At 68.4% G+C, this 26,724-nt stretch carries 25 protein-coding genes and 1 pseudogene; 9 read left to right on the forward strand and 17 right to left on the reverse strand.

Going from position 1 to position 26,724, the window contains the following annotated elements; translation table 11 throughout:
- Positions 1 to 145 precede the first annotated feature (145 nt).
- On the forward strand, positions 146 to 604 hold the full coding sequence (locus QM624_RS13035) for a ribose-5-phosphate isomerase (RefSeq protein ID WP_415092480.1): 459 nt from the start codon (positions 146 to 148) through the stop codon (positions 602 to 604).
- The gene (locus QM624_RS13040) at positions 604 to 1,347 is read left to right on the forward strand and encodes a triose-phosphate isomerase (protein WP_415092482.1); all 744 of its coding nucleotides are present in this window, start codon (positions 604 to 606) and stop codon (positions 1,345 to 1,347) included. Before QM624_RS13035 ends, QM624_RS13040 begins: the two co-directional genes overlap by 1 nt.
- 92 nt (positions 1,348 to 1,439) lie before the next feature.
- Here the strand turns inward: QM624_RS13040 and QM624_RS13045 are convergent, their stop codons facing one another.
- Both QM624_RS13045 and QM624_RS13050 read right to left on the reverse strand, forming a co-directional pair.
- Positions 1,440 to 2,237, reverse strand: a complete 798-nt coding sequence (locus QM624_RS13045) for an alpha/beta fold hydrolase (protein ID WP_415092484.1) — start codon at positions 2,235 to 2,237, stop codon at positions 1,440 to 1,442.
- Positions 2,237 to 2,509, reverse strand: coding sequence for a hypothetical protein (locus QM624_RS13050; RefSeq protein ID WP_415092486.1), 273 nt, complete (start codon positions 2,507 to 2,509; stop codon positions 2,237 to 2,239). The genes QM624_RS13045 and QM624_RS13050 overlap by 1 nt, the downstream gene beginning before the upstream one ends.
- 38 nt (positions 2,510 to 2,547) lie before the next feature.
- On the opposite strand from QM624_RS13050, the gene nucS reads away from it, so the two are divergent.
- The gene (nucS, locus tag QM624_RS13055) at positions 2,548 to 3,228 is read left to right on the forward strand and encodes an endonuclease NucS (RefSeq protein WP_415092488.1); all 681 of its coding nucleotides are present in this window, start codon (positions 2,548 to 2,550) and stop codon (positions 3,226 to 3,228) included.
- Here the strand turns inward: nucS and QM624_RS13060 are convergent, their stop codons facing one another.
- The 3 genes from QM624_RS13060 to mce form a co-directional block, all read right to left on the reverse strand.
- Positions 3,229 to 4,389: an AI-2E family transporter gene (locus tag QM624_RS13060; protein WP_415092490.1), complete on the reverse strand. Its 1,161-nt coding sequence runs from the start codon at positions 4,387 to 4,389 to the stop codon at positions 3,229 to 3,231.
- Between the two features lie 78 nt (positions 4,390 to 4,467).
- Positions 4,468 to 5,643, reverse strand: a complete 1,176-nt coding sequence (locus tag QM624_RS13065; protein ID WP_415092492.1) for a DivIVA domain-containing protein — start codon at positions 5,641 to 5,643, stop codon at positions 4,468 to 4,470.
- A 70-nt stretch (positions 5,644 to 5,713) separates the two neighbouring features.
- Positions 5,714 to 6,148, reverse strand: coding sequence for a methylmalonyl-CoA epimerase (mce, locus tag QM624_RS13070; protein ID WP_415092494.1), 435 nt, complete (start codon positions 6,146 to 6,148; stop codon positions 5,714 to 5,716).
- Positions 6,149 to 6,292: 144 nt separating this feature from the next.
- Here mce and QM624_RS13075 point away from each other — a divergent pair, with 144 nt between their 5' ends.
- On the forward strand, positions 6,293 to 6,448 hold the full coding sequence (locus tag QM624_RS13075; protein WP_415092496.1) for a hypothetical protein: 156 nt from the start codon (positions 6,293 to 6,295) through the stop codon (positions 6,446 to 6,448).
- A gap of 7 nt (positions 6,449 to 6,455) precedes the next feature.
- A complete protein-coding gene (locus QM624_RS13080; protein WP_415092498.1) occupies positions 6,456 to 7,028 on the forward strand; it encodes a PH domain-containing protein in 573 nt (190 codons plus the stop codon).
- A 182-nt stretch (positions 7,029 to 7,210) separates the two neighbouring features.
- On the opposite strand, the gene pgm is transcribed toward QM624_RS13080, so the two are convergent.
- Complete coding sequence (gene pgm, locus QM624_RS13085; RefSeq protein ID WP_415092500.1) at positions 7,211 to 8,842, reverse strand: phosphoglucomutase (alpha-D-glucose-1,6-bisphosphate-dependent); 1,632 nt, start codon at positions 8,840 to 8,842, stop codon at positions 7,211 to 7,213.
- A gap of 248 nt (positions 8,843 to 9,090) precedes the next feature.
- Entirely contained in the window at positions 9,091 to 9,807 is a 717-nt protein-coding gene (locus QM624_RS13090; protein ID WP_415092502.1) for a type 1 glutamine amidotransferase, read from the reverse strand.
- Positions 9,808 to 9,832: 25 nt separating this feature from the next.
- On the opposite strand from QM624_RS13090, the gene QM624_RS13095 reads away from it, so the two are divergent.
- A complete protein-coding gene (locus QM624_RS13095; RefSeq protein WP_415092504.1) occupies positions 9,833 to 10,723 on the forward strand; it encodes a co-chaperone YbbN in 891 nt (296 codons plus the stop codon).
- A 152-nt stretch (positions 10,724 to 10,875) separates the two neighbouring features.
- Here the strand turns inward: QM624_RS13095 and QM624_RS13100 are convergent, their stop codons facing one another.
- The 5 genes from QM624_RS13100 to glgX all read right to left on the reverse strand — a co-directional run bounded on the left by QM624_RS13100 (position 10,876) and on the right by glgX (position 19,539).
- Positions 10,876 to 11,676 carry an NUDIX hydrolase gene (locus tag QM624_RS13100; protein WP_415092506.1) on the reverse strand — a complete coding sequence of 267 codons (801 nt, stop codon included), beginning with the start codon at positions 11,674 to 11,676 and terminating at the stop codon, positions 10,876 to 10,878.
- Positions 11,673 to 13,565: a 1,4-alpha-glucan branching protein GlgB gene (glgB, locus tag QM624_RS13105; RefSeq protein WP_415092508.1), complete on the reverse strand. Its 1,893-nt coding sequence runs from the start codon at positions 13,563 to 13,565 to the stop codon at positions 11,673 to 11,675. The genes QM624_RS13100 and glgB overlap by 4 nt, the downstream gene beginning before the upstream one ends.
- A 29-nt stretch (positions 13,566 to 13,594) precedes the next feature.
- A complete protein-coding gene (locus tag QM624_RS13110; protein ID WP_415092510.1) occupies positions 13,595 to 14,869 on the reverse strand; it encodes a phosphotransferase in 1,275 nt (424 codons plus the stop codon).
- Between the two features lie 59 nt (positions 14,870 to 14,928).
- Positions 14,929 to 16,902 (reverse strand): alpha-1,4-glucan--maltose-1-phosphate maltosyltransferase, encoded by a 1,974-nt coding sequence (locus tag QM624_RS13115; RefSeq protein ID WP_415092528.1) that lies wholly within the window; start codon positions 16,900 to 16,902, stop codon positions 14,929 to 14,931.
- A gap of 384 nt (positions 16,903 to 17,286) precedes the next feature.
- Positions 17,287 to 19,539 carry a glycogen debranching protein GlgX gene (glgX, locus tag QM624_RS13120; RefSeq protein WP_415092512.1) on the reverse strand — a complete coding sequence of 751 codons (2,253 nt, stop codon included), beginning with the start codon at positions 19,537 to 19,539 and terminating at the stop codon, positions 17,287 to 17,289.
- Positions 19,540 to 19,689: 150 nt separating this feature from the next.
- Here glgX and QM624_RS13125 point away from each other — a divergent pair, with 150 nt between their 5' ends.
- On the forward strand, positions 19,690 to 20,820 hold the full coding sequence (locus QM624_RS13125; protein WP_415092514.1) for a cysteine desulfurase family protein: 1,131 nt from the start codon (positions 19,690 to 19,692) through the stop codon (positions 20,818 to 20,820).
- A 254-nt stretch (positions 20,821 to 21,074) separates the two neighbouring features.
- Here the strand turns inward: QM624_RS13125 and QM624_RS13130 are convergent, their stop codons facing one another.
- Both QM624_RS13130 and QM624_RS13135 read right to left on the reverse strand, forming a co-directional pair.
- Positions 21,075 to 21,944, reverse strand: coding sequence for an SDR family oxidoreductase (locus QM624_RS13130; RefSeq protein ID WP_415092516.1), 870 nt, complete (start codon positions 21,942 to 21,944; stop codon positions 21,075 to 21,077).
- A 261-nt stretch (positions 21,945 to 22,205) separates the two neighbouring features.
- Positions 22,206 to 22,688: a hypothetical protein gene (locus QM624_RS13135; RefSeq protein ID WP_415092518.1), complete on the reverse strand. Its 483-nt coding sequence runs from the start codon at positions 22,686 to 22,688 to the stop codon at positions 22,206 to 22,208.
- A 198-nt stretch (positions 22,689 to 22,886) separates the two neighbouring features.
- Between QM624_RS13135 and mnmA the strand changes: the two genes are divergently transcribed.
- Complete coding sequence (gene mnmA, locus QM624_RS13140; protein ID WP_415092520.1) at positions 22,887 to 23,963, forward strand: tRNA 2-thiouridine(34) synthase MnmA; 1,077 nt, start codon at positions 22,887 to 22,889, stop codon at positions 23,961 to 23,963.
- Between the two features lie 3 nt (positions 23,964 to 23,966).
- Entirely contained in the window at positions 23,967 to 24,950 is a 984-nt protein-coding gene (locus QM624_RS13145; protein WP_415092522.1) for a methionine synthase, read from the forward strand.
- A 44-nt stretch (positions 24,951 to 24,994) separates the two neighbouring features.
- Here the strand turns inward: QM624_RS13145 and QM624_RS13150 are convergent, their stop codons facing one another.
- From QM624_RS13150 to QM624_RS13160, 3 genes and pseudogenes are all read right to left on the reverse strand, one after another.
- A complete protein-coding gene (locus tag QM624_RS13150) occupies positions 24,995 to 25,438 on the reverse strand; it encodes an NUDIX hydrolase (RefSeq protein ID WP_415092524.1) in 444 nt (147 codons plus the stop codon).
- Between the two features lie 42 nt (positions 25,439 to 25,480).
- The gene (locus tag QM624_RS13155) at positions 25,481 to 26,062 is read right to left on the reverse strand and encodes a hypothetical protein (RefSeq protein ID WP_415092526.1); all 582 of its coding nucleotides are present in this window, start codon (positions 26,060 to 26,062) and stop codon (positions 25,481 to 25,483) included.
- Positions 26,043 to 26,724: pseudogene (locus tag QM624_RS13160) on the reverse strand (hypothetical protein); the annotation flags it as partial. The pseudogene QM624_RS13160 and the gene QM624_RS13155, both read right to left, overlap by 20 nt.

A 26,724-nucleotide genomic window follows, 5' to 3' on the forward strand; every position in this document is an offset into this window, starting at 1 on the left:
CGGGACTGGACGCCGACCGACTTTGCTCGTGCCGGGCTCCGCACGGTGGATGCCTGGGTAGCCGCGGCGGGAGCTTTGGTACAGCATGAAGAATGAGAGTTCGGGGCCACCCCGGCCCCGGAGCAGGAACGACGAAAGGGACACGATGGGCTTCGTAGTAGCCGTCGGCGCGGACAACGCCGGCGTTGAGTACAAGAACAAGATCAAGGCCGATCTGGAGGCCGATCCGCGGATCGAAAAGGTGATCGACCTCGGGGTCGGCAACACCGAGGATCAGACCGCCTACCCGCACACCGCGGTCGGCGTGGCCCGTCTGGTCGCCGACGGCGAGGCCGACCGGGCGATCCTGGTCTGCGGCACCGGCATGGGTGTCGCGATCGCGGCCAACAAGGTCAAGGGCATCCGGGCCAGCACCGCGCACGACAGCTTCTCGGTGGAGCGCCTGGTGCTGTCCAACAACGGTCAGGTGCTCTGCCTGGGCGCCCGGGTGATCGGCATCGAGCTCGCTCGCCGGCTGGCGAAGGAGTTCTTCAACTACACCTTCGATCCGTCGTCGGCCTCGGCGCCCAAGGTGGACGCGATCTGCAGCTACGAGGGCGACTGATGTTGTGGGTGGGCACCAGTTGGAAGATGAACAAGACGCTGGCTGAAGCCAGCGACTATGCGACCCGGCTCGCCGCGGCTCTGGCCGACGGCGCACCGACTGGTGTCCAGCCGTTCATCATTCCGCCGGCGACGGCGCTGACCACGGTGCGCGTGATCCTGGGTTCCGACTCGCCGGTCGAGCTGGGCATCCAGAACGCGCACTGGGCCGACGCCGGGGCGTGGACGGGGGAGATCTCGGTTCCCCAGGCCGCGGACGCCGGTGCGACCCTGGTCGAGATCGGTCATTCCGAGCGGCGAGAGTTCTTCGCCGAGACCGATCGCACCGTCAACCTGAAGGTGAAGGCCAGCCTCAACCACGGCCTGCGTCCGTTGCTGTGCTGCGGCGAGCCGGGCGAGGTCTTCGAGGCCGGCGGCAGCGTCGATCACATCATGGCGCAGGTCGCCGCGGGCCTGGACGGCGTCGACGACGTCAGCCGGGTGCTGATCGCCTACGAGCCCATCTGGGCGATCGGCGAGCACGGCCGCGAGGCGCGTCCGGAGGATATCGAGGGCGTCTTCGCGGCTCTCGATGCCGAGTACGGCGAGACGGTCGAGTGCATCCTCTACGGCGGCTCGGTGAACCAGGGCAACGCCGAGGAGACCCTGCAGGTCAAGGGCGTCAACGGCCTGTTCGTCGGCCGCTCCGCCTGGCAGGTCGACGGCTACCTCGAGTTGCTGAGGATCGCCGCCGCCCGGGTCTGACCGACCGACGCAGCAATCGGCGTCCGGACTCCCAGGAGTCCGGACGCCGATTTCTGTCTATCCCCGACTCGAACCGCGGAGAGCGGTGGCGGCTAGTCGGCCAGGAAGGGGAGCAGCGTGGCGGTGAGTTCGGCGGGGGCGTCCGCATGCACCCAGTGGCCGGCGCCGGGAATCCGGACCAGTTGGACCCGGGGGAAGAGGCGGCGCATCGGCTCGTAGTGCTCGGGCCTGATGTAGAGGGAATCTGCGCCGGCGACCCAGAGCACCGGGCCGTCGTAGCCGGCGTCGCCGACCTCGGGCCAGGACGCGACGTCGTCCAGGTGGTCGCCGAGCAGGCCGAGGTTGAGTTCCCACTGCCATCCGTTGCGGTTCTCGGCCGTCCGAGTGCGTTTGAGGTTCTGCAGCAGGAACTGCCGCACAGCTGGATCGTCGACGTCGGTGGCGAGCCGTCGTTCAGCCTCACCACGACTGGTCAGTGAATCCAGATCGAGCTCGCGCATTGCCTTCACCAGCGGCACCGAGGTGCGCAGCTGGTCGGAGATGTCCGGGGCGATGTCCACCACGACCAGCCGGCGGACCAGCTCGGGGTGCCGCAGGGCCAGCAGCATCGCCACCTTGCCGCCCATGGAATGTCCGACCAGAGACACCGAGGCAGCTGTGCCCATCCGCAGCCGCAGTTCGTCGGCCACCTCGTCGGCCATGCGCTCGTAGTCGAAGCTCTCGGTCCAGTGCGAACGGCCGTGGTCGGGGAGATCGAACAGCACGCTGGCATGCTCGTGCTCGGCCAGCGACCGGGCGATGCCCGACCAGTTCTTGCCGCGTCCGAACAATCCGTGCAGGAACACCACGTCGGGCCGTCCGTCGCCGACCAGTTGACTGAACAGGGCCATCAACGCCTCCGGTTCCAGCAGGAGTTGTGCCAATGCCGGCGCTCGTCGACGGCCCGGTTGGCGCCCACGCTCGGAACGTGCGGCCAGACCACCACATGCGGCGTCCCGACCGCGATGAACTGCTCGCAACCGGGGCAGCGGTACTGCTTCACGGCGGCCTGACCCGACATCGTCTGGGTCATCCAGCGGCCGTCCACCTTGTCGACCGCCGAGGCGAACGACGACGACAGCGGACGCGGCGGGCGCAGGTGTTTGCTGGGTCGTTTGGGCACGAGGGCAAGCGTAGTGCCCCAGGCGCTACGGTGGCCGGGTGCGTCTGCTCGTTGCCCGTTGCCAGGTCGACTACGCCGGACGCCTGACGGCGCATCTGCCGCTGGCGACCCGGCTGATCCTTTCCAAGGCGGACGGCTCGGTCTCGATCCATGCCGACGACCGCGCCTACAAGCCGCTGAACTGGATGAACCCGCCCTGCACGCTGACCGTCACCACCCCCGAGGATTCCGACTTCACCGAGGTGTGGGAGATCCGCAACAAGGACGCCGACACGCTGGTCATCTCGATCGCCGAAGTGCTGCACGACTCGTCCCACGAACTCGGCGTCGACCCGGGCCTGGTCAAGGACGGCGTCGAGGCCCACCTGCAGGCCCTGCTGGCCGAGCACCCGGAGACGTTCGGACACGGCTGGAACCTGGTGCAGCGCGAGTACCTGACCCCGATCGGACCGGTCGACCTGCTGTTCCGGGACGCCGACGGCGGCTATGTGGCCGTCGAGGTGAAGCGCCGCGGCGAGATCGACGGGGTCGAGCAGCTGACCCGCTACCTGACCCTGATGAACGCCGACCCGCTGCTGGCCCCGGTGCGTGGCGTGTTCGCCGCCCAGCTGATCAAGCCGCAGGCCAAGACGCTGGCCGGCACCCGGGGGATCACCTGCGTCAGCGTCGACTACGACCTGCTGCGCGGCCTCGACAACGCAGAAGACCGACTGTTCTGATCAGCGCCGATTGAGCGCCGGAATCAGCACCTCGCGGTAGAGCAGCATCGCCGCCGCCATCGACGGGATCGCCAGCAGCGCGCCGAGCAGGCCGTACAGGACGCCGCCGGCCAGCGCGGCCAGGATCACCAGCGGACCGGGCACGCTGACCGAGCGCTGGAACACCCGGGGCTGAATGAAGTAGTTGTCGAACTGCTGGTAGGTGAGCAGGAACGCCAGCGTGACGAAGCCCTGGGTCGGTGAGAAGGTGAACGCCACGATGGAGACGATCACCATCGACAGGGTCGACCCGATCAGCGGAATGATCGCGCACAGGGCGACGACCACGGCCAGCGCCAGCGCGTACTGGCCCAGACCGACCACGTTGAGGAACAGGTAGGCGACCGTGGTCGAACACATGATCACGATGAACAGCCCGGTCACGTAGCCACCGATCCGGCTGAACATCTCGTTGGCCAGATACCGCACCCGGGGCCGTCGGGAGGCCGGCGCGAGCTCGTAGATGGCCTCTTTGAACGACGGCATCGAGGCCAGCAGGTAGACCGTCAGCACCACCGTCACCATCGTGCTCAGCACCATGCCGACGACGGCCTGCCCGGCGCCCCACAGGCCGCCGAACAGGGTGCTCAGCAGTTCGCCCGAGGTGAGGAAGGTGCTGACCCGGTTGATGATGTCGTACTGGGCGTCCCAGGCCGCGATCTGCGAGTTGGCCCGCAATTCCTGCAGCAGGGACGGCGCGTTGAGCAGCAACCGGTTGATCTGCTCGGCGGCCACCGGCAGGATCGCCCAGATCGCCAACGCCAGGATGCCGAGTCCGGACAACGCCACCAACAGCACCGAGATGCCGCGCCGCAGACCGCGCGACGAGAGCCGGTCGACCAGCGGATTGAGTCCCAGGGCCAGGTAGAGAGCCAGCATGACCATCAGCACCACCGACGCGATCCGGTACAGGCCGAACACCAGCCCGCCCGCGGTGAGCGCGCCGAGGGTGACGAAGAAGCCGATCGCGAACGGGCTACGGCGAGCCAGGCTGACATCACTGCGCGGCCCCGCCGTGACGGCATCGGCATCCAGGTCGGCCGGTGTCGGCTGGGTGGCCCGGCGGATGCGGTGCAACCAGCCACGGGCGCCGGCAGGGGCCGGCGTCGGTCGCGGGGTCACCGCCTCCGCGGGCGGAGTGGGCTGCGACTTAGCGGACTGTGAAGGCTGGTCTCCCTCGTCCGGCTGCGCGGACATCGGCTAGCGTCGTTTACCCCCGCCGCCGGCGGCTGCGGGTTGTACTCGCGTGGCGTCATCGTCCGCCTCGATGGCGGGCTCGATCGCGGTGGCAGGGCCCTCATCGAGGTCCAGCACCGCGGTTTCAGCGTCGTCGGCCACGGACGTCGTCGGTTCGGCCCGCTGGTCACCGCGGAAGCCGGCAACACCCGAACTGGCGAGTGCCGACACCTGTTCGAACGCGTCGACGAGTGCCTTCTTGCGCTGCTCCAGGCCAGCGATCTCGTGGCGCAACTGCTCCACCTTGACCGATTCGGCCACACCGGCTTCATCCACCACCGCGCGGGCCCGTGTGTGGGCCTGAGCCAGTGCGACGGATGCTTCTTCATTCGCCGCCACAAGGATCTGATCGGCTTGGGCCATCGCCTTCTGCCGGCGCTCGTCGGCGAGAGAGGCATCGCGAGCCATCTGCGCACCGAAATCGTCGGACTGCTGACGCGCCCGCTCGGACAGCTCGATCAGCGCCCTGGTGACCTCGGCCTGGTGCTGCTGCATCGCCTCGAGGGTCTCGGACTGCTCCTTGGCGAGCGCGGCGCGGATCTCTGCGACCTCACGCTCGGCGGCCTGGCGGATCTGGTCGGCCTCCATCGCAGCCTGCTCGCGCAGCGCCGCGGCGTTGCGGTCCGCATCGGCCAGCACGAGCGCCCGATGGTTCTCGGCAGCCTCCCGCAGGATCCGTGCCTGCTCCTGAGCCGCGGCGAGTTCTGCCTCGGTCTGCCCGGACAGCTGTTCCCGCAGCGCGCGCAGGGCGTCGACACCACGGACCCGCGCCTCATCGGCCTGCCTGTCGGCGTCCAGGATCCGACGCTCGGCCTCGCGCCGGGCGTCGTCGCGGATCTGTTCCGCCTCGGCCTGAGCGTTCTGCACGATCTCTTTGGCCTGGTGGTCGGAGCCGTTCAGAACGCCGCCGATGTGTGAGCCGAGCCGGGAGTAGTCAGTCTCCGTGGCCTGGACGGAGAGCCGCTGCTGCAGCGAGCGGACCTTGCGCTTGGCGGAACTCAGTTGTCGCTCAATGTCGCGAACGTAGGCGTCGACCGCCTGCCGCTCGTAGCCGCGCATCGCGTGTGGAAAGCTGCCGGCGGCGCTGGCGGTCTCATCGAAGAGATCGAGGCCGACGGTCTCCTCTGGCTGTTGGCTCACCCGAGGGTCCTTTCGTAGGGGTGTACCCTCCGAATGCTACTCACTGTTGCCTCGACTGAGGCCGGGACACTCACCCCTTGGGTGGTTCCACCAATTCGAGCAGCACGCCGCCGGTGTCCTTGGGGTGGCAGAAGTTGATCCGCGAGCCGTGGGTGCCGCGCTTGGCCTCCGGATAGAGCAGCCGGACGCCCCGCTCGCGCAGGGTCGCGCTGACCGCGTCGAGGTCGGCGACGCGATAGGCGAGCTGCTGCAGGCCGGGACCGTTGCGTCCGATGAACTTGGCGATCGTGGAGTTCTCGTTGAGCGGCGCCAGCAACTGGATCTGGGCGTTCTCGGGGCCCTGTTCGCCGGTGCCGATCATGGCCTCGGCGACGCCCTGCTCCTGGTTCTCCTCGCGGTGCAGGACGCGCCACCCCATCACTTCTGTATGGAAGCGGATGGCCTCATCGAGGTCAGGAACCGCGAGGCCGACGTGATCGATGCAGAGGAAGAGATCCGTACTCATGCAATCAGCGTGGCACAGCCCTCGAGCCGTTGTTGAGGGTTCGGCAAACCGGTGCCGGAATACGGCGTGGCGGGGAGCTCAGCCGTCGGTTCGCGCGGAGAATGACATGGTGACTATCTGTGGGCCGACCTGGGGGAGGCATCAATGAGCAAGTGGGTCAAGACCATCGTGCTGGTGCTCATCGTCGGCTTTTGCCTGTTCTACCTGTACACCCGGCCGGCGGAAGCCGCCTCCGCGGTGAAGGGCGTCTTCGGCATGTTCGACGCCTTGGGCAAGTTCTTCACCGAACTGGCCAAGTGAGCCGTCGATGTCGCTGCCGGCCGCGCCGTCGCCGTCCGAGCTGAAGCTGGGCTGGTCGCGCTTCCTCGACCCGCACGTCGACGATCGGCTGATCACCGAAGAGGGTGAATACATCCTCGACGAGATCCATCGGCATTGGGTGACCCGGCTCTGGCCGGGAATCTGGGTGCTGCTCGGCATGGCGAGTCTGGCATCGATGCCGCTGCTGGGGCATTTCTGGTGGGCGGCGATGGGCGTCGGTCTGGTGCTCGGGCTGCTCGGCTTCTGGCGGATGCATGTGGAATACATGGACCGGTTCGTGGTGACCAATCTGCGGGTGTATCGGGTGCACGGCGTCCTCGACCAGCGGTGCGCCTCGATGCCGCTGGCCCGGGTGCTGGACATCTCGATGCAGCGTCCGTTCTGGGGGCAACTCTTCGGCTACGCCGATTTCGTCTTCGAGAACGCGGCCCAGGACCAGGGCCTGCGTGAGATTCGCTTCGTCGGCAACCCGGACGCCCGGCTGCACCTGTTCCAGCGGGTGGTGATCCGGGCCGGACTGACCGGACGCGTCCAGTCCGATGTCGCCGACGGAGGGTAGCGCGGGCCTTCGCGATCCCCGGACGCCCGGGGCCTCGATGGCCCGGAGCCTCCATCGCTGAGTGCCCGGATCGACGCGGAGATCCCGGCAGCCGGGATGACGTATGCACCTACTTTCAACTGGCCTGACGACGACGCGCCCCGAGCGAATGCTCGGGGCGCGTCTGCTTGATCAGCGGCGGATCAGCCGAGGGCGGCGTTGACGACCTCGCGGGCCTCCGCCTGGACCTGAGCGAGGTGCTCGGGGCCCTTCAGGGACTCGGCGTAGATCTTGTAGACGTCCTCGGTGCCGGACGGACGGGCGGCGAACCAGGCGTGCTCGGTGGTCACCTTGAGGCCGCCGATCGCTGCGCCGTTGCCGGGCGCCTTGGTCAGCTTGTCGACGATCGGTTCGCCGGCCAGTTCGGTGGCGGTGACGTCGTCCGGCGACAGCTTGCCCAGCTTGGCTTTCTGCTCCCGGTTGGCCGGGGCATCCACCCGCGCATAGGCGCTCTTGCCGTACTTCTCTTCCATCTCGGCGTAGATCTGGGACGGCGACTTGCCGGTCACCGCGCGGATCTCGGAGGCCAGCAGGCACAGCAGGATGCCGTCCTTGTCGGTGGTCCAGGTCTGGCCGTCCAGGGTCAGGAACGACGCCCCCGCCGACTCCTCGCCGCCGAAGCCGATGTCGCCGGTCATCAAGCCGGGCACGAACCACTTGAAGCCGACCGGCACCTCGACCAGGGTGCGGCCCAGATCGGCGGCCACCTTGTCGATGAAGGACGAGCTGACCAGGGTCTTGCCGACGCCCGCGTCCGGCTTCCACCCGGGACGATGCGTGTACAGGTACCAGATCGCCACGGCCAGGAAGTGGTTCGGGTTCATCAGCCCGTGGTCGGGGGTGACGATGCCGTGCCGGTCGGAGTCCGCGTCGTTGCCGGTCGAGATGTCGTACTTGTCCTTGTTGGCGATCAGCGACGCCATCGCGTACGGGCTGGAGCAGTCCATCCGGATCTTGCCGTCCCAGTCCAGCGTCATGAACGGCCAGGCCGGGTCGACGGTGGCGTCGATCACTTCGAGGCCGATGTTGAGGTTGTCGGCGATGTACTGCCAGTACTGGACGGCGGCGCCGCCCAGCGGGTGTGCGCCGATCTTCAGGCCGGCGTCCCGGATGGCGTCCAGGTCGATGGCGTTCTTCAGATCCTCGCAGTAGGCGGTGCGGTAGTCGTGCCGCACGATGCCGTCGGCGATCGCGTCGTAGGGACGGTCCCGCTTAATGCCGTCCGGTGCGGCCATCAGTTCGTTGGCGCGGGCCGCGATGACGGAGGTGGCATCGGTGTCGGCCGGCCCGCCGTGCGGCGGGTTGTACTTGAAGCCGCCGTCGGTGGGCGGGTTGTGCGACGGGGTGACCACGATGCCGTCGGCCCGGGGGCCCTCATTGTCACGGTTGTAGACGATGATCGCCCGGGACACCGCGGGGGTGGGGGTGTAGTCCTCTTCGTTCTCGGCGCGGACGTCCACACCGTTGGCGACCAGCACCTCCAGCGCGGTCTTCCACGCCGGCAGCGACAGGCCGTGGGTGTCCTTGCCGATGAACAGGGGGCCGTCCACGCCCTGCGACGCGCGGTACTCCACGATGGCTTGGGTGGTGGCCGCGATGTGCAGGTCGTTGAAGGAGGTCTTGAGGCTGGAGCCGCGATGCCCCGAGGTGCCGAAGACCACCCTCTGGTCGATGTTCTCGGGATCCGGTACCAGGTCGTAGTAGGCAGCGATCATTGCGTCGACGTCGACGAGGTCTTCGGGCAGTGCGACCTGCCCGGCGCGTTCATGAACCATAGGCGCCATCATGCCAACGTGGGCCCGGCACGGCGAGCCCCCCACACCGGTTTCGTTCGTAGGACAGTCCGGTGAACTGTCATCCCGGGCTCGCCCCGGGACCTCTGCGACGCCGGGTGGCACGGAGGGACGGTTCTTTTCGTGCCAGATGGAACGAAAAGAACCGTCCCTCCGTACCGGTTTCGTCTGTCGCACGCTTGTCCGAGCGGAACGAAAAGAACCGTCCCCGCGTACCACGGGAGCGGGTATCAGGGGTTCGGGGTGGCGCAGAGCCCGGCGAAGCGGGAGGCCAGCGGACGCCAGGCGGCTTCGAGTTCGGTGTGCGCTGCGGCGACCTCGGTGATCAGCCGTTGCGCGTCGGCCTCATCGGACGGCGGGTCGAGAGTGCACCAGGTGGTGAAGATCTGCTCGTCCACCTCGGGGTGCCATTGGACGCCCCAGATGGTCGGGGCGAATCGGGCAGCCTGGACCTCGCCGCCGGGCGCCCGCGCCAGAACAACCGCGCCGTCGGGAAGTGCCACGACCACGTCGTTGTTGGAATGCACGCCGCGCACGGCGTCCGCTGCCGTACCGAACAGCGGGTCGGCGTCGGCGTCGGCGGTGAAGCCGATCGGCAACAGGCCGCGTTGCTTTCCGTTTGGGTTGCGCAGCACCCGGCCGCCGAGGGCGACCGCGGCCAGCTGGTGACCGAGACAGATGCCCAACGTCGGCACCTGGGACGCGGCGGCGTCCGCGATCAGCTGACGCACCGCCGGCAGCCATGGGGCCACGGCGTCGTCGGTCGCGCCCATCACGCCACCGAGCACGATCAGGCCGTCGATGGCCTTCGGGTCGGGCAGTGCGGCGCCCCGATCCGCGCGGACGAACCTCAGTTCGGCACCGGCGTCGGTGAGCCAGCCGCTGAGCCGGCCCAGCGGGCACTCGTCCTGATGCTGGATGATCGCGATGAGCGGTGCCTGAGCCACCCGCCAACTTTGACACAATGAACCCATGACCCTGCCGAAGTTCACCTCCCGTGCCATGGACCTGTCCGGGATCGCCGCCGCCGCGAAGGCCCCGCCGGTACCCCCGGGCGCCTCGTTCGTCCTCGACGTCGACGAGAGCAACTTCGAATCGGTGATGCAGCTGTCCACCCGGCATCCGCTGGTGGTTGAGCTCTACTCGCCGCGCGCCAATGCGCAGGCACTCTCCGACGATCTGATCGCGCTGGCCAACGCGGCCGCCGGTGCCTACCTGCTGGCCCGGGTCAACGTGGACGCGTCCGCGGCCATCGCGCAGGCGCTGGGCATTCAGGCCGTCCCCACTGTGATCGGTGTGATCGCCGGCCAGTTGGCTCCGCTGTTCCAGGGCACCCGCTCGAAGGCCGAGGCGGAGACGGTGATCGCCCAACTGCTGCAGGTCGCCGCCTCCAACGGCTTGGTCGGACGCGCCGAGCCGGTCGCCGGCGGCGCGGGGGAGACCGACGAGGCCGACCCCCGGTTCGCCGAAGCGGACGCCGCCTTGGAGCGTGGCGACTTCGAGGTCGCACTCGCCGAGTACGACAAGATCCTTGCCCAGACCCCGAACGACCCCGAGGCCAAGATCGGACGCGCCCAGGTGGCGCTGCTGGCCCGCTCCGCCGGCATCGACCCGGCCTCGGTGCTGGCGCGCGCGACGTCCGAGCCGGACTCGGTGGACGCCCAGCTGGCCGCCGCCGACCTGGAGGTGCTCTCCGGACGCCCCGACCAGGCATTCGACCGGCTGATCGCGCTGATCCGTGAGACTGCCGGTGCCGATCGCGACGCAGTCCGGGTGCGACTGCTGGAGCTGTTCGAGATCGTCGGCCCCGCCGACCCAGCCGTGCTGAAGGCCCGCCGGGACCTGATGAGCGCCCTGTTCTGAGGGCTGGGGCGTTCGCGCCTTCGTCATCCCGGACTTGATCCGGGATCTCGCGACAACCAATCCTGGGGGTCGAGATCCCGGCGTTCGCCGGGATGACGAATGGAATTTTCGCCTGGAGACGAGTGACCTGCGCCGGGACGACAGTGGAACGGTCAGTCGCGGCGGGGGAGTCCGCGCTCCAGATATTGGGTGCCGCCACTGACCCGGCAGGAGACGGCGGCGAGCATCCGGCCCCGGGCGAACGGGGCCATCTTGTCGGCGGCCTTGTCGGGCGGCAGCCAGTGCACGGCGCGTATCTCACCCGGGTCGGGGACGATCGCGTCGATCTGCTCCTGGGTGAGGGTGCCGCCGTCGAAGATCAGTTCGACGGCGTCCTCCCAGCCCAGATACGGACCGAGCCAGTCGATCACCAGCACCCGACCCACAGCGTGGTCGAGCGACATCTCCTCGGCGATCTCCCGGACGGCGCCCTCCCACGGTGACTCGAGCATGTTCACAATGCCGCCGGGCAGTTCCCAGTCCGGCTTGAAGGTGGTCTCCATCAGGCAGACCCGGTCCCAAGGGTCGGTGATCAGGGCGTGCGCGATCAGCCGCTTGCGGGGCAGCACCGAGTTCATCACGCCGGTGAACCCGCCCGGACCGTAGACCAGGTCGCTGGCCAGCCGGGCGTAGATCACCACGTCGCTGAGGGTGCCGTCCGGCAGCAGCAGCGCCTCGCGTCGGGTGCCTTCCAGCCGGAACCCGGCCCGCTGCAGCGCACGCCGTCCGACCCGATCGCCGGCCGGCAACGAGACCTCGATCCGCCGCAAACCCCGCGCGATCAGACCGTCGTCGGCGGCCAGGCTGACCGCGCGGTCGACGGTCTCTTGCGAGGCGCGTCCGGACCACTCCAGGACGCCGACATCGTCGGCGACCCGGAGCTGGACCTGGAACTCGTCGTCGTCCGTGCTCAACCCTCGTGCCGGAAGAACACCGCGCCCAGCGGCGGCACGGTGACCGTCGCGGCCGCTTCGAAGCCGTTGAACTCCTCTTCGTGCGCCTCGACCTGGCCGAAGTTGCCGTGCGAATCGGAACCGTCGTAGATGCCGGCGTCGGAGTTCAGGATCTCCTTCCAGACACCGGCCTTCGGCAGCCCGATCTTGTAGTCGTGCCACGGCTCGGAGGAGAAGTTGACCATCACCGCGATGTGCTCGCCGTCACCGTCGGAACGCACCCAGCTGAAGGTGTTGGCGCTGGCGTCGTCGGCGTTGATCCACTGGAACCCGGCCGGATCGCAATCCAGCTTCCACAAGGCGGGATGCTTCGTGTACAGGTCGTTGAGGTCCTTGATCAGGCGCTGCAGGCCGTGATGGCCCCACAGGTCGGAGACCCACCATTCCAGCGACGTCGCCTCGTTGAACTCGGTGCGCTGGCCGAACTCGCAGCCCATGAACAGCAGCTGCTTGCCGGGGAAGGCCCACATGAACGAGTAGAACGCTCGCAGGGTGGCGAACTGGCGCCAGGAGTCCTGCGGGATCTTGTTGATCATCGACCCCTTGCCGTGCACCACCTCGTCGTGGCTGATCGGCAGCACGAAGTTCTCCGAGTACTGGTAGACCATCGCGAAGGTCATCTCGTGGTGGTGGTACTGCCGGTAGACCGGCTCGAGCGCCAGGTAGCGCAGCGAGTCGTTCATCCAGCCCATGTTCCACTTGAAGCCGAAGCCCAGGCCGCCCTGATCGACCGGCTTGGTGACGCCACCGAACGAGGTGGACTCCTCCGCGATCATGCACACGCCCGGCACCCGCTCGTACAGGTGCTTGTTGACGTAACGCAGGAAGTCGATCGCCTCCAGGTTCTCGTTCCCGCCGAACTGGTTCGGCACCCACTCGCCGTCCTTGCGCGAGTAGTCGAGGTAGAGCATGGACGCCACGGCGTCGACCCGCAGGGCGTCGATGTGCATCTCGGTCACCCAGTACAGGGCGTTCGAGACCAGGAAGCTCTTCACCTCGTTGCGACCGTAGTTGAAGATGTAGGTGCCCCAGTCCATGTGCTCGCCCTGGCGCGGGTCGGCGTGCTCGTACAGCGCGGTGCCGTCGAACCGGCCGAGCGCCCATTCGTCCTTGGGGAAGTGGCCGGGCACCCAGTCCAGGATGACGCCGATGCCGGCCTGGTGCAGCTTGTCGACCAGGTGCCGGAACTCGTCCGGACGGCCCAGCCGCGACTGGGGTGCGAAGTAGTTGGTCACCTGGTAGCCCCAGGACGGCTCGAACGGGTGCTCGGTGACCGGCAGGAACTCGACGTGGGTGAAGCCCTGCCAGGTGACGTACTCGACCAGCTCCTCGGCCAGTTCGAGGTAGCTCTTGCCCTTGCGCCACGAGCCGAGGTGCACCTCGTAGATCGACATCGGCGCTTCGTGCGGGCGGGTGGCAGCACGCTTGGCCATCCACTCGTCGTCGGCCCATTCGTACTGGCTGGTGTAGACGATGGACGAGTTCGCCGGCGCCTGCTCGGCGAAGAAAGCCATCGGGTCGACCTTCTCGCGCCAGACGCCGTCGCCGCCCAGGATGTTGTACTTGTACAGCACCCCGTCGCCGACACCCTCGACGAACAGCGCCCAGACGCCCGAGCCGGGCACCAGATGCATCTGATCACCGGTCCACCAGTTGAAATCGGCGTTGAGCCGGACGGCCTGGGCGTTGGGTGCCCACACCGCGAAGCGGGTGCCGTGGATCTCGCCCCGCTCATCGTCGTGCAAGGTGACCGGGTGAGCTCCGAGCCGGCGCCACACCTCGGTGTCGCCACCGCTGTGGAACCCTTCGAGATCCCAGCCGGCCAAGCCACCGTTTGGATCGTGTGCCATCAGTTCTCCTCCTGGTTGTGCAGGGCGGGCTACGCCGTCCGTCCCGCGACATCATGGACCGCACCGAGCGGTATGTGAACCCATTCGGGCCTATTGCGTGTTTCGTACACCACCTCATAAATCGCCTTGTCAAGCTCATAGGCGTGGAGCACGGACGGCTCCGGTGCAGCACTGCTGCAGTACCCGTCGAGGAACGCCCGACGAGCTGATCGAGACCAGGCACCGGCCCGGCTCGAGGTGGGATCTGGGTGGGCTCCCCGCACATAGTCGAAGGAGCGCAGCATGCCGGCGACGTCGCGCCAGACACTGTCGGGACGGCGGCGTTCGGCCAGCGGCTTGAGGGGCTCGCCCTCGAAATCGATGATCGTCCAGCTGTCGGAGCCGCGCAGCACCTGGCCGAGGTGGAAGTCGCCGTGGACGCGTTGGGTGGCCAGCTCGGCACCGTCGAGAGCACGGAGGACGGCCTCTGTCTGGTCCCGGACCTCGGCCAGCGCAGGCACCTGGGCGACGGCGGCGTCCAGCCGGCTCACCATCGCCGAGGCCAGCTCGGCGCCGGAGGCCGCCGAGGTGCCGAAGGCGTCCGCGAGCCGCGTGTGCACCCGGGCCAGCGCCCGGCCCAGGTCGGACGCCTCGGGCGCGATGTCGCGCTCGTCGGCACACATCTCGCAGGCCCACTCCCAGCCGTCCCGGACGTCCTGGATGCGTTCCACGAACATGCCCAGGTCGGCCTGCCCCCCGCCGGGAAGCTCGCCGACCAGAGTGCCGTAGAGCGCGGGGGTGACCCCCGAGCCGCTCAGCGCGGCCAGCACCTCGACGTCCAGGTTGCGACCCGCCTCCAGCTTGCGGAACAGCTTGAACAACCGGTCGTCAGCCAGGCAGATCGTGGTGTTGCTCTGGTCGCCGCGCCAGACCCGGCTGGGCGCCTCGGGGTCGATGGCGCTCGCGTCGAGCCACTCCATCGCCGGATGCGCCGGATCGGTGAGCGCCCGGAGCAGGGCGCGCATGCACGCCCCGTCCGCGGACGCCTGAACCACCTGGACGGCACCCAGTCCGGGCTCGGTCACGCTGCCCACGACCGCACCCTCGGGCTCGTTCGTGTAGCCGACCAGCAGCAGGTACCGCTCGTCGGCACCACCGGCGTATCGGACGGTGGCGATCTCGGGGCGGACGGCGGGAAGCTGCCCGATCGGGGTCAGCCAGGGCAGCGGGGTCAGCTCGGCGAGCATCGCCGAGAGACCCTTGCCGGCGAACCAGCGGGCCCCCGAAATCACCTCCCACCAGGCTGCGAGCGGCTGTTCGGTCACCGTGTCATCCTGTCAGGAAAGAGTCCCGGGCAACAGCTTTCGGCGTGTGTCAGCACGCCTCAGAAGGCACTCTGAACGTGCAGCACATGGGCCGGCGTTCCGGGACTGAGCTTCACGTAGTTGCGCTCGCCCCAGCTGAACGTGGCGCCGGTCAGCTCGTCCTTGAGATCCACCGACTCCGCGCCCGGCAGCCCGAGCGCCTCCATGTCCAGGTAGACATCGGACTCGACGGTGTTGTCCGGATCCAGGCTGCAGATGACGATCACCACATCGTCGCCGTCGCGCTTGGAGTAGGCCATCACGGCGTCGTGCGGAGCGTGGTGGAAGTGGATCTGCCGCAGTTGCTGCAGCGCCGGGTGAGCGTGCCGGATCGAGTTCAGCGTGCCCATCAGCAGGTTGAGGTTGGGTTGTGCGTTGTAGTCGCGCGGCCGGAACTCGTACTTCTCCGAGTCCAGGTACTCCTCGCGTCCCGGAGCCACCGCCTCGTGCTCGAACAGTTCGAAGCCCGAGTAGACGCCCCAGGTCGGCGACAGCGTGGCGGCCAGGATCGCCCTGATGGCGAACATCGCCGGATTGCCCGACTGCAGGTGGAACGGGTTGATGTCGGGGGTGTTCACGAAGAAGTTCGGTCGGTAGAACGGCGACATCTCGCCGGACAGCTCGGTCAGGTACTCCTCAAGCTCCCACTTGGTCGTCCGCCAGGTGAAGTAGGTGTACGACTGGTGGTAGCCGACCTTGCCCAGGGCGTGCATCATCTCGGGCTTGGTGAAGGCCTCGGCCAGGAACAGCACATCGGGATCGGTCTTACGCAGCTGGGTGAGGATCCAGCCCCAGAACTCGACCGGCTTGGTGTGCGGGTTGTCGATCCGGAAGATCCGGATGCCGTGGCTCATCCACAGCTTGAACAGCCGCAGCACCTCGTTGTAGATCCCGGCCGGATCGTTGTCGAAGTTGATCGGGTAGATGTCCTGGTACTTCTTCGGCGGGTTCTCGGCGTAGGCGATGGTGCCGTCGATCCGGGTGGTGAACCACTCGGGATGCTCGGTCACCCACGGGTGATCGGGGCTGGCCTGCAGCGCAAAGTCGAGCGCCACCTCGACGCCGAGCTCCTGGGCCTTGGCGACGAACCGGTCGAACGACTCCCAGTCGCCCAGATCGGGATGGATGGCGTCGTGTCCGCCGGCCGGGCTGCCGATCGCCCACGGCGAGCCGGGGTCCTTCTCGGTGGCGTCCAGGGTGTTGTTCTTGCCCTTCTTGAACGCACTGCCGATCGGATGGATGGGCGGCAGGTAGATGACGTCGAAGCCCATCGCCGCGGCGGCCTCGAGACGCTCGTGCGAGGAGTCGAAGGTGCCCGAGGTCCAGGTGTCGGTGGCCTCGTCGTAGGTCGCGCCCTGGGAGCGCGGGAAAAACTCGTACCAGGACGAGAACAGGGCCCGCTTGCGGTCGACCCAGAGCGGGAAGTCGGCGGTCGGCGAGACCAATTCGCGCGGGCCGTACTTGACCATCGCCTCGGCCAGCCCGGCGCCGTTGGCCACCTCGAGCAGATCGGACGCCTTGCGCTGCGGAATCAGCAGCTGCGCGGTCGCCCGCAGGATGGACGCCTCGACCGGGTCGCCGGCCTCATCGGCCAGCGCGGCGGTGCGCTCCAGCAGGTCTTTGCCCTCCAGGCAGACCAGTTCGAGGTCGATGCCGGCGGCCAGCTTGGCCTCGGCGTTGTGATGCCAGGTGCCCCACGGGTCCGACCAGCCCTCGACGCGGAACGTCCAGGCGCCCTCGGCGTCGGGACGCACCCAGGCCTCCCAGCCGTCCAGACCGGCGGGCTCGGTGGGGGTCATGTCGACGCGGGTTTCCACCCCGGTGGGGCTGGTCAGGATCACCGACGCGTTCACCGCGTCGTGGCCCTCGCGGAACACCTTGGCGCGGATCGGGATCAGTTCGCCGACGGAAGCCTTGGCGGCGTAGGCGCCGCCCTCGATCACCGGCCACACCTTGGCTACGGGGATCCGACCGAAGCCGAAGGGGCCGGTCATGGTGGGGGAAAGGTCAACTTCGATGGGGGCGGCGTCGCCCGCGTTCGTCAGTTCGCTCACGCGGGTCAACCTACCGGCTGACACCCCCAAGGTGGAGCACCCCGGACGGTAATAATCCGGACTCCGGAACTATCGGGCACAGCGGGCTCATAGGTGCAGCGTGAGGCCGAGATCCCGGGTCGAGCCCGGGATGACGGTGACGGACGATCGTCATCCCGGCAGGCCCCGTCATCCCCGGCAGGTTCGTCATCCCGGCAGGGGTTCGTCATCCCGGCGCACGCCGGGATCTCCTTCCGATCGGCATTCCACCGAGAGGAGATCCCGGAGCAAGCCCGGGATGACACAACATCCGGGGTGACGAAGCTCCCCGGACGACGGGTGCGCTCAGACCTTGTCGGCGGGTGTCTCGTCCGTATCGGAGGCGGGTTCCTCACCGATCACCGGCTCGACGCCCTCCTCGGCCTCGGAATCCTCGGCGGCCAGCAGGTGCGGGACGGCCGGGCTGACCGGCGAGGCTGCCACCGCCTGCGGGTGGTTGAGCACCTGTCCGTGCAACACCACCACGGTGTGCGCGGGCACGGTGATCGTGGCGCCCACCCCCAGCGGACGATGCGGCAACTCCGAATCCAGCCCGGTGTGGGCCGCGATCGTCCACCCCACCGACCAGGGTTGACCCGGCAGGGTGAACTCGATCGGGGCGTCGCCGCCGTGCACGAAGATCAGGAACGCCTCGTCGAGGTCGGAGATGTACTGGCCGAGGGTGCGACGTCCGGCCTCGTGCCAGTTGTCGATGGTCATCTCGGTGCCGTGTTCGGAGAACCAGGCCACCTCGGAGCGGCCCAGGCCGACGCCGTCGCTGTCGTGGATCTCGCTGTGGGTGCGGAAGTTCGGGTTGCGCAACACCGGGTGCTCGGCACGCAGCTTGAGCAGCTTGCGGGTGAGTTCGGTCTGCTCGGCCCACTCCTCGGCGGTGTGCCAGTCGACCCACGAGACCGGTGAGTCCTGACAGTAGGCGTTGTTGTTGCCCTGCTGGGTGCGGCCCATCTCGTCGCCCGCGGTGATCATCGGCACCCCGGCCGACAGCAGCAGCATCGCCATCATGTTGCGGGCGCTGCGCTGCCGGGCGGCGCTCACCGACTCATCCTCGGTCTCACCCTCGTAGCCATGGTTCCAGGACCGGTTGTCGTCGGTGCCGTCGCGGTTACGTTCGGCGTTGGCCTCGTTGTGCTTCAGGTCGTAGGTGACCACGTCGCGCAGCGTGAAGCCGTCGTGGGCGGTGACGAAGTTGATCGAGCTGGACGCCGGGCGCCCGGCATGGTCAAAGGTGTCTGACGACCCCGACAGCCGGGTGGCCAGCTCCTGGACGCCGTGCGTGGCGCCGCGCCAGAAGTCGCGGGTGAAGCCGCGGAAGTGGTCGTTCCATTCCGACCAGCCCTGGCCCCAGCGTCCGACCTGGTAGCCGTACGGACCCAGATCCCAGGGTTCGGCGATCATCACCTTGCCGGCCAGCAACTCGTCGGAGGCGATCAGCTGCTTGAACGGATGGTCCTGGCGGACGTGGTGCTGGTCGTCGCGGATGAGCGTGGTGCACAGGTCGAAACGGAAGCCGTCCACGCCCATGTCGGTGGCCCAGTAGCGCAACGAGTCGAGCACCAGTTGCAGTACTCGCGGGTTCGAGGTGTCGACCGCGTTGCCGCAGCCGGTGACGTCGTAGTCGTTGCGGTTGTCGCTGGTCAGCCGGTAGTAGCCGCCGTGATCGATGCCTCGGAAGGACAGTGTCGGGCCGTCGTGACCGCCCTCGCCGGTGTGGTTGTAGACCACGTCGAGGATGACCGCGATGCCCGCTTCGTGCAGCTTGCTGACCATGTGCTTGAACTCGGTCACCTGGCCGCCCAGGGTGCCGGCGGTGGCGCTGGTGTACGGCGCGTGCGGCGCGAAGAAGCCGAGAGTGTTGTAGCCCCAGTAGTTGACCAGGCCGCGTCCGACGATGAACGGTTCGGAGACGAAGTGCTGCAGCGGCAGGAACTCGACGGCGTTGATGCCGGTCTCGACCAGGTGGGCGATGACGGCGTCGTCGGCGAAACCGGCGTAGGTGCCGCGCAGACCCTCGGGGACCTCGGGATGCCGCTGGGTGTAGCCCTTCAGATGGGTCTCGTAGATGACCATCTCGTCGAGCGGGAGCGGCTTCGCCAGCGGCGTGGGCGGCGGGCTGTCGGCCACCACCACGCTGAGCGGCACGGCGCCGAACGAGTCGGTGGTGTCGCTCTCGAAGTTCGATTCGGTGGTGTGGTCGCTGATCGGCCCGCGGTAGTCCACGTAGCCGGTGATGGCGCGGGCGTAGGGGTCGAGCAGCAGCTTCGCCGGGTTGAACCGGCGTCCGTCCTCGGGGTTCCACTCGCCGTGCACCCGATATCCGTAGCGTTGCCCGGCGCCGATACCCGGAACGAAACCGCTCCAGATGCCTTCATCGGGGTTGAGCGTGAGGTCCACGTTGGTCTGATGCTCATCGGCATCGACCAGCGCCAACTCGACGCGCTCGGCACGTGGCGCCCAGAGGGCGAACTCCGTGCCGTCGTCGCGCGGATGTGCCCCGAGGGGAACGGTGGTGGCCGGTGCGCTGGGCACGGGCTCGGACATAGGCTGCCTTCGGATCGGGTATGGAACTGATGCGCCGGACGCGGGCGAGCCAAAGCACCCCCAGCGTGGAGTATCGGCTCATATAGTGCCGCAAGTAGCTGACGACGCAAGTATCGACGGGCCGGTCCGGGCGAAGCGGGAGGGTTGCGGATGACTGATCGGGTCTATCTCGACCATGCCGCGGGGGCCCCGTTGTTGCCGTCGGCGCGGGCCGCGATGGAGGCGGTCTGGGAGCTTCCCGGCAATCCGTCGTCGTTGCATTCCGCGGGACGCCGGGCGCGTCGTCTGTTGGAGGAGAGCCGGGAGTCGCTGGCTGCTTCCCTGGGCTGTCTGCCGACCGAGGTGGTCTTCACCTCGGGTGGGACCGAGACCAACAACCTGGTGCTGCTCGGTGCCGTCGGTGCCCGTCGGGAGCGGCCACGGCTGGTGATCGGCGGGGGAGAGCATCCCTCGGTCGCAGGTGTCGTGGAGCGGTTGCCCGGACGGGTGGATGTGCTGCCGCTGGATGCCGACGGCTTGGTGCGGCCGGGGTCTGAGGTGGTGATCAGCGCGGAGACCGCGCTGGTGTCGACGATGCTGGTGAACAACGAGACCGGGGTGGTGCAGTCCCTCGACGCCGTGGCTGCGCATGCCCGCGAGGCCGGTGCCTGGCTGCACACCGACGCGGTGCAGGCATTCGGTCATCTACCGCTGGATTTCGCCGCACTCGGGGTGGACGCGATGACGGTGACCGCGCACAAGCTGGGTGGGCCGGTCGGCATCGGGGCGCTGGTGGTTCGCCGGGAACTGACGCTGACGGCGTCCGGCTTCGGTGGCGGGCAGGAACGAAAGCTCCGGTCCGGCACGGCGATGACCGCGCTGGCAACGGGTTTCGCCGAAGCTGCCCGCTGTGCGGTGGCCGATCTGGAGGTTGAATCGTCGCGGCTTCGCGCGCTCCGGGAGCGGCTGGCCGCAGGAGTGGCGGCGGCTGTTGAGGACGTCCGGGTGAACGGGGCGGAACCGGTCAGCCCGGCCATCCTGAACATCACCTTCGCCGGTTGCCGCGCCGATGACCTGCTGCTCATCCTCGACGCGGCCGGCATCGACTGCTCAACCGGCTCGGCCTGCACCGCGGGCGTCCATCAACCCAGCGAGGTGCTGCTCGCCATGGGCCGGACGCCGGACGAGGCGTCCGCGTCGCTGCGGTTCTCGCTCGGTCGCTCCACCGACGCCGCCGCGATCGAGAAGGTGCTCGCAGTGTTGCCGGAAGCGGTGGAGCGAGCACGGACGGCGTTCGCCTGAGGACACGCCGGTCAACGCCACCACCGCCGGTTGAGCTTGTCGAAACCCGCTGCCGGAGAGGCCTCGACAAGCTCGACCAGCGATGATCAGGGATTCGCTGAGGAAGCGCTGATCACTCCACGTCATCCCGGGCTCCGATCCGGGATCTCCGGTGGGAGAGATCCCGGATCAGGTCCGGGATGACGATCGAGGGCTTGATGAGCGCATCCCTACTGGTTGGTCGCATCTGACGGCGCGGGGTGTGCCTTGGTGGTTCACCGCTGATCGGGTACTGATCGCAGATACGGCTCGAGCCGCCGCGCGCCGATCGGGGTACCGACGGCATCGACGCCCAATGATTCGAGGAAGAAGCGGGCCAGGTTGCCGACCCGGGGCGAGGTTCGGTCCGCGATCCATCCCAGCGAAGCGGTGGCGCCGGGACCGAGGCGAATCAGTCGCGGTGGGCGTCCGGCGATCTCGAAGGCGAGTTCTTCCATCTCGCGATAGCTGAAGATGTCCGGGCCACCGACGTCCCAACTGCCGGCCGGTCCGGCCATCTTCTCGACGATGAAATCGGCCAGGTCGGCACCATGGATCGGGTTGACCTTCGATTCGCCGGCGCCGACGGTGAAGCCGATCCCCTTCCTGGCCAGCAGCAGGAAATCGGTCAGGTCGGAGAAATACCCCGACGGATTGACGATCTGCCCGGCAACTTCACTGCGCCGCAGCACCTGGGAGAACGCGTGCTTGGCGCGCATGGTGAGTGACGTGCCGTAGTCGGAATGCAGCACATTCACGTACAAGAACGACGCAACGCTGTGGCGTTCGGCGTCCTCCAGCAGCCGCAGATTGCCCAGGAAGTCGATGTCCCATGGGCTCGCCTTCTGCCGGGTGACGCCGAGCGCGGAGACGACACGTGCCGCGTCCTGGCAGACATCGGTCAGTGTCGAGGGCTCTGCGTAGTTGACGATGCACCAGTCGGCGACGTGTCCTCGAAGGCTCGGCGCGTCGAACGCACCGGGCGCCTCCGCGCGCTCGCGCGATCGGACCAATGCCCGCACCCGGTAGCCGGCTGCGTCGAGGGCCAGCACCGCATGCCGGCCGACATAACCGGTGGCTCCCGCCACCACGACCATCTCACCCATCGCAGACCTCGTTATTGAGCTGCACGGCGCATTCCGTCGTACACAAGGGAATCTACCCCGGTTGGGGAAGTGCTGATCCTTCACGTCATTCCGGGCCCTCCGGCGGGAGAGATCCCGGATCAGGTCCGGGATGACGATGGAGGGCTAAAGGAGGCGCTGATCATTCACGTCATCCCGGGCTCCGCCCCGGGATCTCGGGCGGGAGAGATCCCGGCTCAAGTCCGGGATCGCGAGGGAGGGGCGATGAGGACCGTCAGTAGGTCACGTCCGAGGTGGGCAGTGGCGATTTATGTAGTCGGCCAAATCAACCGCGGGATCAGGGGTTCCACCGTCGCCGATTTCGATGGTCGAACGATCGAATTTGACGCCGACCGAGGCGTAGTCGGTTTCCAACTGAGTGGCCAGTCCGATGCGGGCAGCGCGCGGCAGATCCTCCGGGGGGCCGATGCCGACGATCTTGTCGAGGGCGGCGCGAAGCGCGGCCTTGGAGCCTGGTTCGTCGTTGTCGGCCGATGCTTCGACCTCTTCCAGCTTCTGATAGGCGGCACAGAAGGCGCCGAGCGTGCCCGGGGGCTTGGTGCTGGGAACGCCGGGGTTCGATGTCACCGGGCCGGCGGAGGGAGTGCTCTGGTCCACCGGTTTGTCGCCGGTGCAGCCCGTCACGAGCAGACACATCGACACACTGAGCGCGGCCAGGACACGAACCACCATGGGGCCATCATCGCTTGTGTCGGGCGTGTCCACCACCGATCATCGGTTCAGTCTTTCTGATCAGTCGGGTGGCGGACGCTGCGCCGGGGTTGAGCGGGCGCGAAGAGTCGGGACTCCACGGGTCGGGATGGCCACCGACCGGCGCGGCTTCTGGCGACGTCTGACCGGGGACTCGACTGGCTCGCGGCCCCGTGGTCCAGAGTGCGTCGTACGGCTTTGTAGAATGCTCCGGTGCGTGTTTTGGCAGCCATGTCCGGTGGCGTTGACTCCGCGGTCGCGGCCGCGCGAATGGTCGACGCCGGACACGACGTGACCGGCGTCCATCTGGCCCTGTCGAAGAACCCGCAGACCTACCGTTCCGGGGCTCGTGGTTGCTGCTCGCTGGAGGACTCCCACGACGCCCGGCGGGCCGCCGACGTGCTGGGCATCCCCTTCTACGTGTGGGACTTCTCGGACCGCTTCGCCGCCGACGTGGTGGACGACTTCCTGGCCGAGTACGCCGCGGGCCGCACCCCGAACCCGTGCTTGCGTTGCAACGAGAAGATCAAATTCGCCGCTGTTCTGGAGCGGGGCATCGCCTTAGGCTTCGACGCCATCGCCACCGGCCATTACGCGGTGCTGCGGGAGGCGGACGGCCATACCCAGCTGTGGCGTTCCGCGGAGGCCGCCAAGGACCAGAGCTACGTGCTGGGCGTGCTCGATCAGCGTCAGCTGAGCCGCTGCCTGTTCCCGCTCGGTCATGACACGGCGAAGGCCGACGTCCGCGCCGAGGCTGCGGCACGTGGCCTGTATCTGGCCAAGAAGCCGGACAGCCATGACATCTGCTTCATTCCCTCCGGCGACACCGCCGGTTTCCTGAATCGGCACCTGGGTGCCAGCGATGGTGAGTTCGTGGACAGTGCCGGCGAGGTGGTCGGCGCGCACACCGGTAGCCATCAGTTCACCGTCGGCCAGCGCCGCGGGCTGCACCTGGGCGTCCCGGCTGCGGATGGCCGACCCCGTTATGTGCTCGGCATCGAGCCGGCCGGCAACCGGGTGGTGGTCGGTCCGCACGAGGCACTGGCGGTCAGCGTGATCGACGGCATCCGGCCCAGCTGGGCCGAGCAGCCGGTCTACGGCCCGTGGCGCGGACTGGTGCAGGTCCGGGCGCACGGCGAGCCGCTGCCGGCCACCATCGACGGTCGCCCGGACGGCATCACGGTGGCCCTGGACGCCCCTGCACACGGCATCGCCCCTGGCCAGGCCGTGGTCTGCTATGACGGCGACCGAGTCGTCGGCTCGGCCACCATCGCCTCGACCGGGCGCTGACCGATGGTCGGCTTCACCGGTGTCGGGTCGCTGCCCGGCACGGACTATCCCGCCGCCGTCCGGCTGGTGATGGACACCCTGGGCGCCGACGGCGGCATCCCGCACCTGCCGGAGCTGCCCGGACGCGGCCCGTGGGCGGGCATGATCGGACGCGGCACCGCCGTCCTGACCGAACTGCCGGCCGAGCTGGTTGCGGGGGAGTGGCGGCTCAGCGACCACCCCGGGATCGACCAGCGGCGTGCCCAGGCCACCCTGCGCGACGATCTGGACAGGTTCGAGGAGGACGCCCACGACTACGCCGGCACGGTGAAGCTGCAAGTGGTGGGCCCGTGGACGCTGGCCTCGTCGCTGTTCCTGCCGCTCGGCGGACGGGTTCTGGGCGACCGTGCCGCACGTCGTGACCTGGCCCAGTCGCTGGCCGACGGGGTCGGGGAGCTGGTGGCCCAGGTCAGCAGGCGATTGCCGTCGGCGACGCTGGTGCTGCAGATCGACGAGCCGTCGCTGCCTGCGGTGTTGAGCGGCGCGGTGCCGACCGAGGGCGGGTACTTCCGGCACCGGTCCGTGCACCCGCCGGAGGTCGCCGAGGCGCTCCGCCCTCTCGCGGAGGCCACTGAGTCCAGCGTGCTGCATTGTTGCGCTCCCGGTCTGCCGATCGAGCTGGTCGATGCGTCCGGCTTCGCCGCCGCGTCCGTTGATCAGGATCTGATCGCCGACATCGACGCCGTGGCACAGGCCGTGGACGGCGGATTGCAGCTGTATCTGGGCTGCCTGCCGACGTCCGGCCCGGTGCGCGACTGGCGTCCGGATGACCTCGTCCGACGGGTGCTGCGGCTGCTGCAGCCGCTCGAACTGGGTCCGGTACTGGCCGACCGGCTGATGCTGACGCCGGCGTGTGGCCTGGCAGGCTTCACCCCGCGACAGGCCTCAAGCGCGCTGGCTGCGCTGCGGAGGGCGTCCGGCCTGGTGGATGAGGCACTGCGCCAATAGCGAGCCGTTGGGAGGGCGCCGTGGGCCGGCGCCAGGGCTCCGGGTCATCCTTCCCGGTTCTGCATCCTCAACGCGAACGCGGTGACGCCGTCCGGGTAGAACGGAGGATTCCCCTCGGCCAGCTCGCTGAGCCGGTACCACCGGGCAACGGAGGCGTTGTCGAGCACCGGACGCGCGGCGCCGAACGGCAGTTGCTCCAGTTCGGGGCAGCCGACGGCGAACACATGGACGATCTCGTGTCCCGGTTCGCCGGCAAGCTGGAACAGGTTTTCGGTGACGGCGAGTAGTTCGACGCTGCTCAGCTCGACGCCCAACTCCTCACGGAACTCCCGTCGTAGCGCTTCCTCCGCGCGTTCGCCGAACTCGATCCCACCGCCGATGGCGCGGACGAACCGGTGATGGCCGGGGATCACCGCATGCTCCTCGGCCAGCACCCGATCGCCCCGAACTACCAGCCCGACGGCGATGTTGCGGATGCGCGAGGTCATCCGGCGACGCTACCGAACTCGCCGCCAGTCGGGAGCCGGCAGTCAGTTTCCGGTGGACGGCGGCCGCCGCACGGTGACGTCGCCCGTTGCGTCCGCGCCGTTCCCCCGTGGGAAGAGCGAGTCGACGTCCACGGTGCCGTGCAGATGGGCGGTGAAGACCGCGTCACCGGCGCCCTCGGCGACGTAGCTGAACCGCAGGTCGCGAACCTCGTCGGGTTCGAGCACGTTGTTGGGCTCGGACGTCGTGTCCTGCAGGAAGAAGGCGAACAACTCATCGTGGGTCGACCCGGGCTCGACGGTGGGCGTGTCCCGGTCGCCGGTCAGCCGGTAGGTGATGACCAGCCCGGGCTCGGCCTTGATGGTCGCGACATCGGCGTCGCTGGAGAACAGATGCAGCGTCCAGCTGGTCAAGCGCACCGCGCCGTTGGTGACGCGCACCGAGAACGTCCCCTCGTCGCCGGGCAGGAGGTTGCCGGTGACCCGGTTCAGTCTGATCTGTACGGAGTCGAGGTAGTCGCGGGTCAGCTGGGGAAGGTCGATCAGACGCAGTGACCCGGGTGGCAGCGGCGGCAGGGGATCAGCGGTGCGATCAGCGGTGGCGCGTTCATCGAACGAGGTGGACATGGTGGGCTCCTTGGGTGGTGGATGGTTCCTCCCCGAGCGGGGAAGTCGGTGGGGCTGAGCGGACGGCGTCGTGCGGGCCAGCCTCGACGGCGACGCCGCTCGGGGTTGCGGGAACGCCCAGGTAGCGGCTGCAGCGGTCGCGCACCTCGGGGTTCGCGAAGACCTCGGCCGCGTCGGCCAGCATGCCGCCAACCAGGGTGGAGGCCCGGGCGAGCACCGGATCCTGCAGAGCTCCGGCGCGCAGGGCGACGGTCATGGCCCAGCGGATGTCGTCGGCGTGGTACGGCTCACCTGCGGTCTGCGCCCGCAGCTCGGCGACACGGTGCCGGGTCAGCCAGACCGACGAATCCACCCAGCCCGCGACCCGTTCGGCATAGCCGGTTCGGTAGCGGACGAGGGCCTCAGGTACGTCGTCTGCCTCGCGCAGGCTGTCGCGCAGTGTGACGGCGCTGAGCGCTCCGATGGTGACACCGCGTCCGAGCAGGGGGTTGGTCACCGCGTGGGCGTCGCCCAGGGCGACGAGCCGGCCGACGGTGCCGGGTCCGGGCTCCGCAGGAACCGCGTCCACGGCGGAGTGCACCAGCACGCCGGAGACCGGGCGGCCGTGCTCGGCCCAGGCTCGCCCGACGGCGGTGGACACGACGGCGGCGTGCCAGGCGTCC

Source organism: Micropruina sp., assembly GCF_047606365.1.
Taxonomy (GTDB): domain Bacteria; phylum Actinomycetota; class Actinomycetes; order Propionibacteriales; family Propionibacteriaceae; genus Micropruina.

Excerpts from the sequence above, each read along its gene's own strand:
- QM624_RS13130 (WP_415092516.1), bottom strand. The coding sequence starts at position 21,944 with ATGGGTGAGATGGTCGTGGTGGCGGGAGCCACCGGTTATGTCGGCCGG.
- QM624_RS13115 (WP_415092528.1), bottom strand. The coding sequence starts at position 16,902 with ATGACCGGCCCCTTCGGCTTCGGTCGGATCCCCGTAGCCAAGGTGTGG.
- QM624_RS13150 (WP_415092524.1), bottom strand. The coding sequence starts at position 25,438 with ATGACCTCGCGCATCCGCAACATCGCCGTCGGGCTGGTAGTTCGGGGC.
- QM624_RS13155 (WP_415092526.1), bottom strand. The coding sequence starts at position 26,062 with ATGTCCACCTCGTTCGATGAACGCGCCACCGCTGATCGCACCGCTGAT.
- pgm (WP_415092500.1), bottom strand. The coding sequence starts at position 8,842 with ATGGTTCATGAACGCGCCGGGCAGGTCGCACTGCCCGAAGACCTCGTC.
- mce (WP_415092494.1), bottom strand. The coding sequence starts at position 6,148 with ATGAGTACGGATCTCTTCCTCTGCATCGATCACGTCGGCCTCGCGGTT.
- QM624_RS13125 (WP_415092514.1), top strand. The coding sequence starts at position 19,690 with ATGACTGATCGGGTCTATCTCGACCATGCCGCGGGGGCCCCGTTGTTG.
- QM624_RS13040 (WP_415092482.1), top strand. The coding sequence starts at position 604 with ATGTTGTGGGTGGGCACCAGTTGGAAGATGAACAAGACGCTGGCTGAA.
- QM624_RS13035 (WP_415092480.1), top strand. The coding sequence starts at position 146 with ATGGGCTTCGTAGTAGCCGTCGGCGCGGACAACGCCGGCGTTGAGTAC.
- QM624_RS13080 (WP_415092498.1), top strand. The coding sequence starts at position 6,456 with ATGTCGCTGCCGGCCGCGCCGTCGCCGTCCGAGCTGAAGCTGGGCTGG.
- QM624_RS13095 (WP_415092504.1), top strand. The coding sequence starts at position 9,833 with ATGACCCTGCCGAAGTTCACCTCCCGTGCCATGGACCTGTCCGGGATC.
- glgB (WP_415092508.1), bottom strand. The coding sequence starts at position 13,565 with ATGGCACACGATCCAAACGGTGGCTTGGCCGGCTGGGATCTCGAAGGG.
- glgX (WP_415092512.1), bottom strand. The coding sequence starts at position 19,539 with ATGTCCGAGCCCGTGCCCAGCGCACCGGCCACCACCGTTCCCCTCGGG.
- QM624_RS13045 (WP_415092484.1), bottom strand. The coding sequence starts at position 2,237 with ATGGCCCTGTTCAGTCAACTGGTCGGCGACGGACGGCCCGACGTGGTG.
- QM624_RS13075 (WP_415092496.1), top strand. The coding sequence starts at position 6,293 with ATGAGCAAGTGGGTCAAGACCATCGTGCTGGTGCTCATCGTCGGCTTT.
- QM624_RS13145 (WP_415092522.1), top strand. The coding sequence starts at position 23,967 with ATGGTCGGCTTCACCGGTGTCGGGTCGCTGCCCGGCACGGACTATCCC.